At 63.5% G+C, this 15,109-nt stretch carries 12 protein-coding genes; 3 read left to right on the top strand and 9 right to left on the bottom strand.

The window, feature by feature from the left end:
- Positions 1 to 32: 32 nt before the first annotated feature.
- The 3 genes from ACUXUR_RS14495 to ACUXUR_RS14485 are packed head-to-tail and all read right to left on the bottom strand — an operon-like array spanning position 33 to position 3,774.
- Positions 33 to 2,252: a xanthine dehydrogenase family protein molybdopterin-binding subunit gene (locus tag ACUXUR_RS14495; RefSeq protein WP_445503067.1), complete on the bottom strand. Its 2,220-nt coding sequence runs from the start codon at positions 2,250 to 2,252 to the stop codon at positions 33 to 35.
- Positions 2,249 to 3,226 (bottom strand): FAD binding domain-containing protein, encoded by a 978-nt coding sequence (locus ACUXUR_RS14490; protein WP_445503066.1) that lies wholly within the window; start codon positions 3,224 to 3,226, stop codon positions 2,249 to 2,251. Before ACUXUR_RS14490 ends, ACUXUR_RS14495 begins: the two co-directional genes overlap by 4 nt.
- Positions 3,227 to 3,228: 2 nt before the next feature.
- Entirely contained in the window at positions 3,229 to 3,774 is a 546-nt protein-coding gene (locus ACUXUR_RS14485) for a (2Fe-2S)-binding protein (RefSeq protein WP_445503126.1), read from the bottom strand.
- Positions 3,775 to 4,076: 302 nt separating this feature from the next.
- On the opposite strand from ACUXUR_RS14485, the gene ACUXUR_RS14480 reads away from it, so the two are divergent.
- The 3 genes from ACUXUR_RS14480 to ACUXUR_RS14470 all read left to right on the top strand — a co-directional run bounded on the left by ACUXUR_RS14480 (position 4,077) and on the right by ACUXUR_RS14470 (position 7,552).
- Positions 4,077 to 5,006 (top strand): helix-turn-helix domain-containing protein, encoded by a 930-nt coding sequence (locus ACUXUR_RS14480; protein WP_445503065.1) that lies wholly within the window; start codon positions 4,077 to 4,079, stop codon positions 5,004 to 5,006.
- A gap of 1,058 nt (positions 5,007 to 6,064) precedes the next feature.
- Positions 6,065 to 6,328: a DUF6894 family protein gene (locus tag ACUXUR_RS14475; RefSeq protein ID WP_445503064.1), complete on the top strand. Its 264-nt coding sequence runs from the start codon at positions 6,065 to 6,067 to the stop codon at positions 6,326 to 6,328.
- Between the two features lie 99 nt (positions 6,329 to 6,427).
- Positions 6,428 to 7,552, top strand: a complete 1,125-nt coding sequence (locus tag ACUXUR_RS14470) for an alpha/beta hydrolase (RefSeq protein ID WP_445503063.1) — start codon at positions 6,428 to 6,430, stop codon at positions 7,550 to 7,552.
- 84 nt (positions 7,553 to 7,636) lie between these two features.
- Here ACUXUR_RS14470 and ACUXUR_RS14465 read toward each other — a convergent pair whose 3' ends face one another.
- From ACUXUR_RS14465 to ACUXUR_RS14440, 6 genes are all read right to left on the bottom strand, one after another.
- Positions 7,637 to 8,188: a hypothetical protein gene (locus tag ACUXUR_RS14465; protein WP_445503062.1), complete on the bottom strand. Its 552-nt coding sequence runs from the start codon at positions 8,186 to 8,188 to the stop codon at positions 7,637 to 7,639.
- 4 nt (positions 8,189 to 8,192) lie between these two features.
- The gene (locus tag ACUXUR_RS14460) at positions 8,193 to 8,690 is read right to left on the bottom strand and encodes a hypothetical protein (protein WP_445503061.1); all 498 of its coding nucleotides are present in this window, start codon (positions 8,688 to 8,690) and stop codon (positions 8,193 to 8,195) included.
- Between the two features lie 142 nt (positions 8,691 to 8,832).
- Positions 8,833 to 9,513, bottom strand: a complete 681-nt coding sequence (locus ACUXUR_RS14455) for a TetR/AcrR family transcriptional regulator (protein ID WP_445503060.1) — start codon at positions 9,511 to 9,513, stop codon at positions 8,833 to 8,835.
- 141 nt (positions 9,514 to 9,654) lie between these two features.
- Positions 9,655 to 12,744, bottom strand: a complete 3,090-nt coding sequence (locus tag ACUXUR_RS14450; protein WP_445503059.1) for an efflux RND transporter permease subunit — start codon at positions 12,742 to 12,744, stop codon at positions 9,655 to 9,657.
- On the bottom strand, positions 12,741 to 13,820 hold the full coding sequence (locus tag ACUXUR_RS14445; RefSeq protein WP_445503058.1) for an efflux RND transporter periplasmic adaptor subunit: 1,080 nt from the start codon (positions 13,818 to 13,820) through the stop codon (positions 12,741 to 12,743). The genes ACUXUR_RS14450 and ACUXUR_RS14445 overlap by 4 nt, the downstream gene beginning before the upstream one ends.
- Positions 13,817 to 14,869 (bottom strand): efflux RND transporter periplasmic adaptor subunit, encoded by a 1,053-nt coding sequence (locus tag ACUXUR_RS14440; RefSeq protein ID WP_445503057.1) that lies wholly within the window; start codon positions 14,867 to 14,869, stop codon positions 13,817 to 13,819. The genes ACUXUR_RS14445 and ACUXUR_RS14440 overlap by 4 nt, the downstream gene beginning before the upstream one ends.
- Positions 14,870 to 15,109 lie beyond the last annotated feature (240 nt).

Genomic DNA, 15,109 nt, shown 5'->3' with positions numbered 1-15,109 from the left:
AACCCTTCGCGAACCCATCGCGGCTTCCCGCCTCAAGCGGTCAGGACGTCCTCGATGCGGATCGGCAGGTGGCGCACACGCTTGCCCGTCGCATGGTAGATCGCATTGCCGATCGCAGGGGCCATTCCGACGAGGGCGATCTCGCCGAGGCCCTTCACCCCGAGCGTGTTGACGTGCGGATCGTCCTCGTCGACGAACAGCGCCTCGAGCTGCCCGATGTCGAGGTTCACTGGCATGAGGTAATCGGCCATGTGGGCATTGACCGGACGTCCGTCGCGCGCGTCGAGGGCCGTCTGCTCCATCAGGGCCATCCCGATGCCGCCGATCATGCCGCCGGTGCACTGGCTCGAGGCCAGCAGCGGGTTGACGATGCGGCCCGCTCCATATGCGCCGAGGGCCCGCCTCACCCGGATCGTGCCGACGTCCGGGTCGATCGCCACCTCCGCGAACACGGCTCCGAACGAATGCATGGAGTAGCGCTGGGCGGCCTCGGGATCGCGGTGGTTCGAGGCATGCGCCTCGATCGGCTGCCCGCTGCCCGCGAGGATGTCGCGATAGGACTGCCCCGCGGAGGCGTCCCCAAGCCGGCGTACGCTTCCGCTGATCCATTCGACGCCGTCCAGGGATGCACCGAAGACCGGGGAACGCTGGTCCGCGAGTGCGCGCCGGGTCACCTCATCCCGCGCTGCGAGGCAGGCGGCGCGAACCGCCGAGCCGACGGAGGCCATCGTCATCGAGCCGCCATGCGGGGGCGCGGGCGGGAAGTCCGAGCGTCCGATGCTGACGCGGACCTGTTCGACCGGGATGCCGAGCGTCTCGGCCGCCACCTGCGTCATCGAGGTGTAGGTGCCTGGCCCCATGTCGCTTGCCGCGACCTCGACCGCGGCGGTGCCGTCCGCATATAGCCGGACGCGTGCGCTCGTGGGCAGATACCATACCGGATAGGTGGCGGAGGCAACACCCATGCCGACCAGGAGCCGACCATCCCGCATCGAACGCGGTGTCGGCGTGCGCTCGGACCAGCCGAAGCGTTCGGCACCGCGTTCGTAGCACTGCACCAGGGAGCGGCTGGAGAAGGGCTTGTTCTCGCCCTCGTCCATGGTCGGCTCGTTGCGGCGGCGCAGCTCGATCGGGTCGATGCCCAGCGCGTAGGAGAGTTCGTCAAGCGCGGATTCGAGAGCAAACATCCCGCTCGACTCACCCGGGCCTCGCATGTGATTGGGCGTCCCGATATCGAGCGGCGTCAACCGATAGCTCGTGCGCACGTTGGGGCACGAGTACATGTAGCTCGTGGCGGAGAGCAGCGCCTCGGTGAACTCCTCGTAGCGGCTCGTCTCGCCGTTACCCTCGTGGATGATGCCCGTGATCCGCCCGTCTCGGCTCGCGCCGATGGCGACGCGTTGCAGGGTCCGCGGCCGATGGCCTGTGGTGAAGAACATCTGCCTGCGGGTCAGGACGAGCTTGACGGGGCGCCCGACCTGCCGGGCCGCCATGGCCGCGAGGGTCACGTGCGGCCATGTCCGCAGGGATGTTCCGAAGGCTCCGCCGATGAACGGGCAGATCACCTGCACGTTCTGGGTCGGCATGCCGAAGATCGCCGCGATCTCGGCCTGCTCGTTCACCACGAACTGGCTCTTGCTCCACAAGGTCAGCCTGTCGCCATCCCACGCGGCGACGACCGCGTGCGGCTCCATCGGGTTGTGGTTCTCGCGTGCCATGTCGTAGGTCACATCCACCTTCACGGGGGCATCTGCCAGCGCCCGATCCGCATCCCCACGGGCTGCGTGGGAATGGCTCCCGGAACCGGATGGTTCGACCGCCTGCGCCTTCGGATCGCGCGGGTCGACGATGGGACGCTCGGCCGCATAGCTGATGCGCAGCGCGTTGGCGGCCCGCTCCGCGTGGTCGAGCGTGTCGGCCACGACGATTGCGACGGGCTGGCCGTAGAACCGCACCTGATCGTCCTGAAGGACATGCAGCCGCTCCCCGACCTCCGGATCGATGAACGACTTGTGAGGGCCATAGGCCAGGCGCGGGGCGTTGAGGTGACTGACGATCTCGACGACCCCCGGCATGGCCCGCACGGCGGCTTCTTCCAACGCCGTCACCCGGCCGAGGCCGGCGGTGGCACTGACGATCACGGCATGGAGCTGGGCGCGCTGGTTGAAGTCGGCCGCATAGCGGGCGGCGCCCGTGACCTTGGCCCGCCCATCGACGCGGGTGACCGGTTTTCCAATCAAGGTAGTGGTCATGCCGTTCCTCCCGCCATCTCGAGCGCGCGGACGATGGTCCGCGGCAGCAGCTCGACCTTGTAGTGGTTGTGCGAAAGCGGCCGGGCTCCCTCCAGCGCAAGGTGAGCCGCCGCCTCGAAGGCATCGCGGCCTGTGGCCTTGCCCCTGAGCGCCTCCTCGACCGCCCGCATGCGCCAGGGACGGGTGCCGACACCGCCCACCGCGACGCGGGCCTGGCGGATGGTGTCGCCTTCCGTCTCCAAGGCCACGGCCGCGGAAACGAGCGCGAACTCGTAGGAAGCACGGTCGCGCACCTTGAGATAGCGGGCCTGCCGGGCGTACGGCCCGCCCGGCACCCGGATCTCGACGATCAGCTCGCCGGGACGCAGGGTGTGCTCGAGATGCGGCGTGTCGCCGGGAAGCCGGAAGAGTTCCTCGACCGGGAAGCTGCGCTCGCCGCCCGGCCCTCGCACCCGCATCGTGGCGCCGAGCGCGACCAGAGCGACGGCAACGTCGGATGGGTGGGTGGCAACGCAGTGGTCGCTGGTTCCGAGGATCGCATGACCGGCGTTGAGGCCATCGATGGCCGAACAGCCCGAGCCGGGATCGCGCTTGTTGCAGGCCGCGTCCAGCATCCTGAAGTACGGGCAGCGCACGCGCTGCAATAGGTTGCCGCCCATCGAGGCCATGTTGCGCAGCTGCGGCGAGGCCCCCTCGATCAGGGACTCGGCGATCAGGGGCTGGAGGCGTTTCGTCTCCGGATGGGCCGCGACATCGCTCATGCGGGCAAGCGCTCCGATCACGAGGTCGGACCCATCCGCGCGGATGTCGGCCATCGGCAAGGCATTGATGTCGACCAGACGCTCGGGCCGTTCGACCTCGTCACGCATGAGATCGATGAGCGTGGTACCGCCTGCGATGTAACGGGCGCCCGCCGCGGCTGCGCGGATCGCGTCCTGCTCGGTCTGCACCTTCTCGAAGCTGAAGGGAAGCATCGTCAGGTCCTCCCTGCTGCGTCGGCGACTGCTGCGACGATCCCGGGATAGGCGGCGCAGCGGCAGATATTGCCGCTCATCCAGAACTGGATCTCCTCGGGCGAGGTGGCATGGCCCTCGGCGATGCACGCAACACCCGACATGATCTGGCCAGGCGTGCAGAAGCCGCACTGGAATCCGTCGTGCTCGATAAAGGCGGCTTGGAGCGGATGCAGTTCATCACCCCTCGCCAGCCCCTCGATCGTGGTGATCTCGGCGCCGTCGTACATGACGGCCAGCGTCAGGCACGAGGTCACCCGCCGCCCATTGATGAGCACGGTGCAGGCACCGCACGCACCCTGGTTGCAGCCCTTCTTCGTCCCGGTGAGGTCGAGCCTCTCCCGCAGGACGTCGAGGACCGATTGCCGGGGATCGATCTCGAGCTCCCGTGCGCTGCCGTTGACGACCAGACGGACACGCGCTGTCGGTGCGGTCGATGGACTGTCCGATGACGCGGGTTGCGCGATCGCTGCGGGGGCGGCGGCAAGGGAAGCCGCTCCTCCGGCCATTTGCAGGATCGAGCGGCGGGAGGGTCCGCGCTGGGACGCGTCGTCTCCCGACAATGATCGTTCCTGGCCCGAGGGGGCATCATGGTTGGATTTGGTCATGGTGGCTCCTGGTCGGGATGGCAGCCGTGCTTGGCCGACGCTGTGTCGACACGTGGGGAACTACACGCTAATTTTCCGCGACCCTGATCGAGCTCGCTAGTGCTGCGAGTGCTGCGTTTTGTACGTTAGTGCTCGATTTCGGGCCTCACTCATGACCCGCAGCATCAGCCCTCACGGGCATGTGATGTGAATGGAGCTCACGAATGGCGACCGGAGCCTATGGCCAGCGCTTGGGCAAGTCCGTTGGGGCCGACGACCCTCCGACCACGACGGTGCAAGTCCTCCAACGGGCGACCTTCGCAGCGACCCGCATTCAATGGGACGACAGGGGTGATGGGGTTGCGGCGGAGATCCTGCGGGAGGATGCGCATCTCGTGTGCTTGCAGCGCCGCGACATCCCGACCAATCCGTACTGGGTGGACGGTCGCTCGGTGCCGATGAGTCCGGTCAGAGGTGGGCAGTTCACGTTGCTTGACCTGAACCTCGGGCATGCCTCGTTCCTGCGCGATCCCATGGACTGCGTGGCGATGTATCTGCCGCGCCAGGCCCTCGATGGGATTACGGATGAGCACGGGCTGCCGCGTTTCGGGTCGATCGGTACGCCGCTCGGCGTTCCCGTCGACGATGCACGCGTCCAGGGCCTGGGAGAATGCCTGCTGCCCGCGCTGGAGCGACCTGAGCAAGCCAACTCCCTGTTCGTGGAATACGTTGCGTTGGCCCTGCTCTCGCACCTCGCCGGCACGTACGGCAACGCGCCAATCCGGATCCAGCTCAAGCGCGGCGGACTCGCGCCTTGGCAGGAGCGCCGTGCCAAAGAAATCCTGACGGCACATTTGGACGGCAACGTCGCGCTTGATCGGCTCGCCAGCGAGTGCGGCCTCTCCCGCAGCCATTTCGCCCGTGCTTTCCGCATAACGACCGGCATGCCGCCGCACAAGTGGCTCTTGCAGCGGCGCATCGAGGTCGCACAGGGTCTGCTCAGGAGCACGACGCTTCCCCTCGAGGAGGTCGCGAGCCAATGCGGGTTCGCCGACCAGAGCCACTTCAACCGCGTCTTCGCGCGGATGGTGCAGGCATCGCCAAGCGAATGGCGGCGATCGCACTCTGCCCTGGTTGTGCAGCCTGAGCGATAGCTTCTGAGCGACACACTTCTACTCGCTGTTGGATTAATGCCGGATGGGCCCTCACACGTCAGAAGGTCAGTTTCGGAAGTGCAGCCGTGGCATCAGACAGTCAGCTTGCACACGATAAGCTGACCGTGAGCACTAAGTCCGGGACAAGACAAGTCTCAGTCGCGGTTCGAACCGGTCTTTGTTGAGCCACTCCCAGAGCCCGGAAAATGCGCTTTTCGAGGAGGAGAAAACGCCGGCGAAAGAAGCGGACAGAAAGCGCTCAACTGCCGAGAACCGGGGCAGAGAGACGGCCCGCATCCAGCTAAACCATTGAGAAATGCCACTGTCTCTGGCCATTTGGAAATTCAGTGATTTTCGGAGGACTGCTTGGTGGGTGTGCAAGGATTCGAACTTACTAACCGTGTCTCTGCCATCGAAGGTCCGACCTGGATGGAAAACTCAGACCGCTCGTGAATGCCGAAAGAACCATCCCTCTCCTGCCCTGCCCCATGGGTCAGCTTTCATCGTGACGTAAAGCCCCTGGTTCAGTCAGATGCGCAGGTGCCGCTTCTAATCTCCTGGTTCGGCCAGGACTGAGCCAGGTCAGAAGGTCCGCTTATCGCCACAACGCGGAATTTCGGCGAAGGTCAGCCTCGTGCCAAATCCGGGCGTTTGGGATTCATGATTCGGTTAGTACGCCAAGAGGCGTGCGGTGATGATCAAGCCCATCCACGAATACGTCACCACTAATCATTGATATTTTATCCCAATCGTAAGATGAAAAACAATATATTGGACCTGAATAGCGTTTGTGGCGAAGTTTGCTTTACATCCGAATGAGGTCGATGCCCAGCGCTTCCCGCACCTCCTAATGCCAGTCCATCTTCACTGAGGGACAAGAAATGAGAAAGGGGCGCAACGTTCGCGCAGCAAGAGCAACGCCTGTTGCTTCGCCGGGCGTTGCTCTCAGCGTAGGAGTTCTGAGCCGAATGCTCATTCATTCGTGTTAGGGCTCAATCTCAAAGCCAAGCAATTTTTTCTCTAGGGGTAACCGTTTAGCCCATTGCCGGGATCAATCCATGCGCTGTTATTTCCATCTTGTAAATGACCGGAAATTCTTGGCCGATCCATACGGCATCGAGGTAACAGACCTCGCGATGGCTCATACTGAAGCTCTCAGAGCGATTGAAGAACTACTGCAGGAAGGTCCAGAGCAGGAGCAAGACTTGATCAGCTGGAGCTTGGTTGTTGCAGGCGATGCTGGAAAGTTCCTCCTCTCACTTCCTCTCGCGGAATTGGGCCTGTCGAACGCGCCGAGCAGACAAACCTCGTGCTCAAATTAAGAAATGCCCGCGTGGCTTGATTAGTCGAAATAGCAGCTAATGAAACTGACTCTCAAGACATTAGGGCCGCCCAAACAGCCTCGTACCCTGAATCAAGCGATGCACCTCGTCGCTGTTTTTTCCCTCTGCATGGGTGTGTTGGGATGTGCGGGCCTGCCCAAAGGAGTTTTAACGCCGGTTCAAGCAATCGTTCCAGGCTCCTCGCGGGTGAACCTTCTCGTCGCCACCACACGGGCCCCGACATCGGACCCGGGCGTCTTATTCTCAGGAGAGCGCGGTCAAGGACTGCAGACGACCGAAATCACGGTCTCTATCCCGCCGGAGGAGAACCGGCAGGTCGGACAGGTGCAGTGGCCGAAGCGCCTGCCTCCGGATCCTTCGACAGAGTTCGCGACGACAAAGGTCAAAACCTTGTCCGACCTCAGTGAGATTCGCGGATGGTTGAATCAGCATCTTCCACACAGCCGCCGCGTCCTGATCTTCGTGCATGGATTCAACAACCGCTATGAAGAGGCGGTGTACCGCTTCGCTCAGATCGTGCACGATTCTCACGCTGATGTCGCGCCGATCCTGTTCACCTGGCCTTCGCGGGCTAATGTCCTGGATTATGCCTATGACAGGGAAAGCACGAACTACTCCCGGACGCAGCTCGAGGAAGTTTTGCGGCGAGCTGCTCAGGATCCTTCCGTCGGCGATGTCACGGTTATGGCTCACTCGATGGGAAGCTGGCTCGTGACTGAGGCCCTGCGTCAGATGGCGATCCGCGATGGTCGTGTTGCGCCAAAGATCAGGAACGTCATTCTGGCGTCGCCGGATCTCGACATTGATGTCTTTCGCCGGCAGTCGCAGGAACTGGGCCTGCCCCGTCCGAAGCTTACGCTGTTCGTCTCGCAGGACGATCAAGCCCTTAGCGTGTCGCGCCTTATCGGCGGCGATGTCGACCGGCTGGGCCAGATCAATCCAGCTGTCGAGCCCTATCGAGCCGAACTGGAGAGAGCCGGGGTGACGGTCCTCGACCTGACGGCGCTCAAGAGCGGCGACCCGCTCAATCATGGCAAGTTCGCGGAAAGCCCTGAGGTCGTCAGGCTGCTCGGCGAGCGACTCGTGGCAGGGCAGACGATTTCGGGGGATAAAACCAGCGTTGGCAACCGTTTGGAAGCCGTGGCGGCGGGAGCGGCGCAAACCGTAGGAAGTGCTGCGAGCCTCCTTATTCAGCCCCGATGACCGTTCTCTCTCGCCACGAACAGCGCAGATAGCTTCAGGGGGCCGGCTTAGTCCCAAAAGTGAAACGCATTCTTGTTCGATGCCCTAGTGGCGTGTACGCAGTTCCATGATGGCGGCAGCCAGACCCGATCGATACTTCTCGAGCAGCAGTGCCATCACGTTGCCCGCTCCTGTTCTCCCTACTCTCGTAACCAGGAAACTGCTAAGCCCATCCTCGCGCGCCTTGCATCGCTCTAATGCCTCTTTTGCAAGGATCTCTGGATACTGTCGCGAATGGATCTTTTCCCGTACGAAAGAGGCGGCGCAAGCCTGCCATTGGTCGTTCAAAGCTCTTGCTTCCTCATAGGCGAGAAGCGGATCGAACTCGTTGGCAAAGACAGGAGACCCTGCGACCAGCAAAGTGATCGCAGGGCAGACCAGAAGGGCAACGCGCCAGCCTGTCTTGGAAGGACGGATGTATGAACCAGCATCCCTGCGATGCCGCCGAATGAACAACTGTATTCCATTAGCCCCAACCGTTCTCCTCCCGGCCATACGGTGAGTGAGCGATGATGAATAATCCATTGCCGCATCGTCGGCATGCTCCAAGGGTCCCTGCTGCTGACCGGACTTGCGGTGAAAGCAACCCGCGGCCATGCCGTTACTCGCCCCGTTTGACCCGAGCCCACTCGTGCTTGAGGATTCCTTGCAAGACTTGGGTAATGTCGCGGCTGATGGCCTCGATGCGGTCCTCAACACCATCCTCCAGCAAAGGAGAGCGAAGCTGGTCAATCGCTTCCTTCATCAGGACATTGAGCTGCTGATGATCCTGCTCAAGCGGGTTGAGCATGAGCTCAATTTTGGAGACGGTCCGCAGCAGGTTCTCCACGCGCTTGGAAAGCTCAGGATCCCTAGCGATGAGGACGCCCGATGGTTCGGTCATGGTCTGACGGAGCGCTGCCGCGATCAAGAGTTGGGAGTTGAGGCTCGCCACGAGATCGCGCATCGTGTCGATCCATTTCTGACGATTGACCGACAGCACGTTCGCCTTGAACTCGAACCTGGCGATCCGCGTGTTGACGAACGGCCCGGCAATCGACGCGATCATCGCGGTGGAGGCCGAGATGAGAGTGATCCACTGTGGATTGAGGTCCATCATACTGATCCGGGTCTGAGCATCCAATCGGCCTGTCAGCCGAGATTTCAGCGTTTGGCTATCGGAACAATGCGACGTAAAGGGTGCCGCATGAGATCGACACAGTGAGGATGAGCGAGAACCACCTGAACATCATGCTTTCCAGTCATCGGAGGGGACGACAGGCGCCCCCGTTATGCGGGACGGCATCCCGCCACCGGATGTCGCAGTTGCGGAGAATATCCTCGACCATGGCTGTGCATTCCGCTTCTGTCAGGCAAGGTTGATGGGGCACCAGAACACGCTCCATCACGTGCGCCAGGCACCGCCTGGCGAACTCCTCCGCCGCGGCCCGGCTGTTGCCGATCTGAAGAGTGCCCGCAGTCGCTTGGACGTCGAGATAGGCTGCGATCCCATTCACTGTTGGGCCGAGGCTGTTCCGAAGAAACTCCTCTCCGAGCCCGGGAAACCGGCCAAGCGCTCCCATGATCAGGCGCAGAGTAGCGGTGGTGACCGGATTGTTCAGGGTTTCGAGAACGGCCATCCCGATCTGCTGCAAGGCGGAGCACGGGTCGGAGTCATCCTGCTCGATAGAGGGCAATGCCCGCGCGATTCTCTCCGCTTCCGCGGCAACCAGCGAATTGAACAGGACATCCTTGCTGTCGAAGTAGTGGTAGATCGACCCTTTCGAGACACCAGCTTGGTTGATGATCTGGTCGATGCTGGTGCCGGCATAGCCGTTCAGAAGGAAGACCTGACGGGCGCCCTCCAGGATCTTACTCTTCGTGAGCGTGCTCCTGAGATCATGAGGGCGCCTGTCGCTGAGAGGCGGATTGTTGCTGGGCATGGGATTCGCTCCTCTTTTGCATGCAGGGGGTGTAGCCCCGGCGGATTGCGGCCGCTGGGGCTTGGGCCGACGTTCGCGCGGACCAAGGCACAGGGGCACAGGGCCACGGTCCGGAATGCCAGCCAATCGGGTTATCGTGCTCTATGCCGGCTCATGCACCGCCTCGGGGACTGGCAATTCCACCTTGGATTGGGAGGGTGCCTTGATGCGGAACCAGGCCACGTATAGCGCCGGCAGGAACAGAAGAGTCAGCACCGTGCCCACGATGATGCCGCCCATCATGGCGTAGGCCATCGGTCCCCAGAACACCTCGCGCGAGATCGGGATCAGCGCCAGGCTCGCCGCCGCCGCCGTCAGCAGGATCGGCCGCGTGCGGTGCATGGTAGCTTCGACCACTGCCTCCCATGGTGCCCAGCCCTCGCGCCGCAGGTCCTCGATCTGCACGACCAAGATCACCGAGTTGCGGATCAGGATGCCGACCAGTGCCAGCACGCCCAGGATGGCCACGAAGCCCAAGGGAGCACCGCTGGGCAGCATCGCCGCCACCACGCCGATCAGCCCGAGCGGGGCCACCGCCACCACCAGGAACAACCGCGAGAAGCTCTGCAACTGAACCATTAGGATCGTCGCCATGATGAACAGCATGAGCGGGACCACCGCTGTGATCGGGCCCTGCGACTTGGCGCTCTCCTCCACGGGGCCGGCCACCGCCACCCGGTAGCCCGCCGGGAGCGTGCGGATGAACTCCTGCACCTTCGGCTCGAGTTGCTGGACGACCGTCGCCGGCTGGGCCGCATCGACGATGCTGCCCCGGATCGTGATCGTCGGCACGCGGCTGCGACGCCAAATCACCGGCTGCTCGAGCTCGTAATGGAAGGTCGCGACCGCCGCCAGCGGCACCGACTGGCCATTTTTGCCCGGCAGCTGCAGGTTCTGGAGCGTCTCGATCGACTGCCGTTCGGTGGCGCGCGCCCGGCCGACCACGTCGACCAGATAGATCGAGTCGCGCACCTGGGTGATGCTCGTGCCGCCCACGACGCCATTGAGGGCACCTGCGATGTCCTGCGAGCTCACGCCGAGCTGGCGGACCTTGTCCTGGAGCACGTCAACCTTCACGACCCGGGCGGGCTCGTTCCAGTTGAAGGTGATGTTGTTCACCCGGGGATGCTCGCCCACGAGAGCCGCGAGGTGCTGCGCCAGGTCCCGTACCTTCTGCACGTCCGGTCCGCTGACCCGGTACTGCACCGGTCGTCCGGCCGGCGGACCCAGCGCCAGCAGGTCCACGTACACGTCCAGGCCGGCAAACTCCTCCCGAGCCCAAGTCTTGATCTTGGCCCTGAGGCGCTCACGGGCCTCGATACTTTTGGTCACGATGACCATCTGGCCGTAAAATGCATTCGACGGCTGCGGATCGAAGGAGAGAATGAACCGCACCGCGCTCTGGCCGACATAGGACGACCAGTGTTCGATGTCGGGATCACCCATGAGCTTGGCCTCAAAGCGGTCCATCTGCGCCCTCGTGTCGGTGATCGACGCGTTCTGCGGCAGGTTGAAGTCGACCAGGAGCTCGTTGCGGTCCGAGGACGGGAAGAACTGTTGCTCGACGAACTTCATGCCGTAGAGCGAGAGGCCGAACATCGCCACTGTCACACCGATGGTCAGCCAGCGCCAGCGCATAGCGCCGGCAAGGAGGTGCGAGAACGCCGTCATCAGGCGGCTCGGCTTGTCGTGATGCTTCTTCATCGTCTTCGGCAGCAGCGTTACGCCGATCAAGGGCGCAAACAGCACTGCGACGATCCACGACAGCAGCAGCGAGGCCGCGATCACCACGAATAGCGTGAAGGTGTACTCGCCCGCGTTGCTGGTGTTGAGCCCAACCGGGATGAAGCTCGCAACGGTGACGAGTGTGCCGGTGAGCATCGGGAACGCCGTAGAGGTGTAGACGGCAGTGGCAGCCTTGCGCAACGTGTCGCCGGCCTCCAGCCGCGCCACCATCATCTCGACGGCAATCATCGCGTCGTCAACGAGAAGACCGAGCGCGATGATGAGAGCGCCAAGCGAGATGCGCTGCAACGAGATGCCGGTATACTGCATAACCACGAAGGTCATGGCGAGCACGAGCGGGATCGACAGCGCGACCACCAACCCAGCCCGCATGCCGAGACTGACGAAGCTGACCACCAGCACGATCACCACCGCCTCGAACAGGGCTTTGGTGAAGCCGCCGACCGCCTCCTCGACCACGATGGGCTGATCGGCCACGAGATGGACCCCGACGCCGATGGGCAATTCGTCGGTGATCTTGTCCATCTGCTTGTGCAGCGCCTCGCCGAACTGCAGCAGGTTGGCGCCGGTCTTCATGCCGACGGCAAGCCCGATGGCGGGCTGGCCGCTGAACCGGAACAGCGCCTGCGGTGGGTCGACGTAACCGCGGCTGATGGTGGCGATGTCGCTGAGGCGGAAGAAGCGATCATTGATGCGCAGGTTGAGGTTGCGCAGGCTCTCCTCCGAGGTGAACTGTCCGGTCACGCGGACGCTGATGCGCTCAGGACCAGCCTGGATGACGCCGGAAGGCGTGATCGCGTTCTGGGCCTGGAGCGTCTGCATGACGTCCTGCTGATTAATGCCGAGGGCGGCCATCTCACGCGTCGAGAACTCCAGGAAGATCACCTCGTCCTGGGCGCCGATCAGGTTGACCTTGCCGACGTTCGGCACCGTCAGAACCTTGGTCCGCACGTCCTCGACGTAATCGCGCAACTGCCGCTGCGTCAGACCGTCCGCAGTGAAGGCATAGACGTTGCCGTACACGTCGCCGAAGTCGTCGTTGAAGAACGGCCCCACAACGCCTTGGGGAAGTTCCCGTTTGACGTCGTTGACCATGTTCCGGACCTTCACCCAGACGCCCGGCACGTCGCGGCTTTTGACCGTGTCCTTCAGGTTGACATAGATCACGGTCTGGCCCGGCGTGGTCTGGCTGCGGGTGTAGTCGAGCGAGTCGAGTTCTTCGAGCTTCTTCTCGATCCGGTCGGTGACCTGCCGGGCCGTATCCTCGACGGTCGCGCCGGGCCACTGGGCGGCGACCACCATCGTCTTGATGGTGAAGGAAGGATCCTCCTCGCGCCCCAGGTTGATGTAGGCGAAGATGCCGGCAATGCCGAACACGATCATGAAGTACCAGACGAGCGAGCGGTGCTCGAGCGCCCAGTCGGACAGGTTGAAGCGGCTGTTCATTGCGAGGCCTCGTCTGCGATCTTGACTGTTTGGTTGGGCGTCAGGCTGTTCACGCCGGCGGTGACCACGCGCGTACCGCGGGTGAGCCCGTTCAGAACCCGGACGGAGGATCCGTCCCGGGCGACAATCGTCACGTCCCGGGCCGACACCGTCTGGGTGATCGGGTCGACGACCCAGACCATCGTCTTGCCGTCGCGCTCCAGCAGAGCCGAGACGGGCAGCTCGATCCCCGCGACCGCCTCTGTCGTGACCGTGGCGGTGATCGTCGTGCCGAGACGAAAGCTCGCGGGTGGGTTGTCGAGGGTGATCCTCACCCGCCGCGTGCGGGTGGCGGGATCCGCCTGCGGCGCGATCTCCCGCACCGACCCGGCCGCCCGCACCGAGGGATCGAGCTGCAGAGCGACATCGAAGCGGGCCTCCGGCCTGAGATCCCGCCCGATGCTCTCGGGCAGGTCGACGACCGCCTCACGGATGTCCGGGCGAGCCACCGAGACGACCGTTTGTCCCGGCTGGATCACCTGCCCGAGTTCCGCCGCGGTGGCGGTGACCACACCGGCGAAGTCGGTGCGAAGCTCAGTGTAGCTGAGCTGCTCCTCGGCCTTGTCGAGATTTGCCCTGGCGCTCGTGACACCGGCCTCCGCGGTCTCGCGGGCCTGCCGGGCGGCATCATACTGCGCCTGGTTGGCGATGTTCTGCTGCAACAGCGTGCGCTGACGGGTCTCCGTCGCGGCGGCATTCTCAAGACGGGCGGTCGCGCTGGCAAGGTCAGCCTGCGCCGATCTCACCGCCAGCTGGTAGGCGAGTGGGTCGAGCGTGGCCAGGCGCTGCCCCTTCTTGACCACGTCGCCCACATTGACATCTCGGCTGATGATGCGCCCGAGCACCCGAAAGCCCAAGTCGGACTTGTACCGGGGCTCGACGGTTCCGGCGAAGCCCACGGTCCGCGCTGTTTGCGGGGCCACAACGACGGTGAGAACGGGTCGGGGTGCCGGCGCCTCGGCATGGTGCTCCTCCTGGCAGGCGGCGAGCAGGGCCATCATTCCCAGGGTAGCCAAGGATAAAGGTTTAGGCTTCATGAGGCCGCTCCTTCGGTGAACGCAACAACCTGGTTGGGCCGCAGGAACTGCGCTCCACCGGTCACGATGATCTCTCCGGGTTGTAGCCCCCCACGCACGACCACCTTTCCGGTCTCGTAGCCTTCAACGGTGATTGGCCTCAGCGATACTGTCTTGCTCCGGGGATCGACGGTCCACACGGCCGGCTGGCCGTTCCCGCTGGACAGGGCGCTCCACGGGATCACGACGAGCTTGCGGGTCTGGAACCGGCCCTCGCCGACGACGGCGGCGCCGAGTGTCATCGCTGCGGGCGGATGCTCGATAGCGACCTTGGCCCTGACGGTCCCGGTGGCCCGGTCCACGGTCGGGGAGATCTCACGCACGCTGCCCGTCGCTTTCACAGACGGATCGGACACCAGCGTCAGCGCGATGGCAGGATTAGCGAGCTCGTGGGTGAAGATCGACTCGTAGACGTTGAACACCGCATCGCGTGGTCCATCCTGGGCGATCGAGAAGACGGTCTGCGCCACCTGCACGACCTGCCCGGTCTCGGCCTTGTGGGCCGTGATGACGCCAGGGGCGCCTGCTCGCAGTACCGTGTCGGACAGATGATCGCGGGCGGTGCCGAGCTGAGCCCGTGCAGTGTCGAGGGCGGCCTGGGCCGTGCGATAAGCTTCCTGTGCCTGATCGTGCTCCCGCTTAGTCGTGAAGCCCTGAGCGAGCAGCGCCTTCTGGCGTTCGTAGGCGGAGGTCGCCTGCCGGAGGACAGCCTCGGCAGATTGGACTGCGGCCTCGGCGGCGGTCACCGTCGCCTGTTGCTGCTGCGGATCGAGCCGGGCCAGTACCTGGTCGGCGGTCACGTGGTCGCCGACGTCGACCAGGCGCTCGGTGATGCGACCGCCCACCCGAAACGACAGGTCGCTCTCGACCTGTGCACGGACTTCGCCGGTCAGCCGCACCATTGGCGCATAGTCGGTCAGCCTGGCCGTCTCGACCTGAACCGCAATTGGAGGGTTCTCCGGTCGGCTGGTCTGTTGCTGGCAGCCGGCCAGGCCTGTTACGGCAAACATTGCCAAGCAACAGACTGATTTATGCCATTGACGACTAAATGCCATGGCGTGCTCTTTCCCTGATGTCCTCGGGGACCATTGCCCATGAGGATGGGATAGGCGTATTACATGTGCCGGTCCAATATATTATTATTAGGTCTACGATTGGAAAAATATATTAATTGGCTTCGTTCGTGCGAAGGCCTGGGTGGGGATTAGTTGCCCGCATGGCCCAGATCTAATATATTGTTTTTTGCATTG

This window comes from Microvirga medicaginis, from assembly GCF_052658925.1.
Note: the sequence above shows the minus strand (reverse complement) of the source record. Positions and strands in the feature narration are given on the sequence as shown.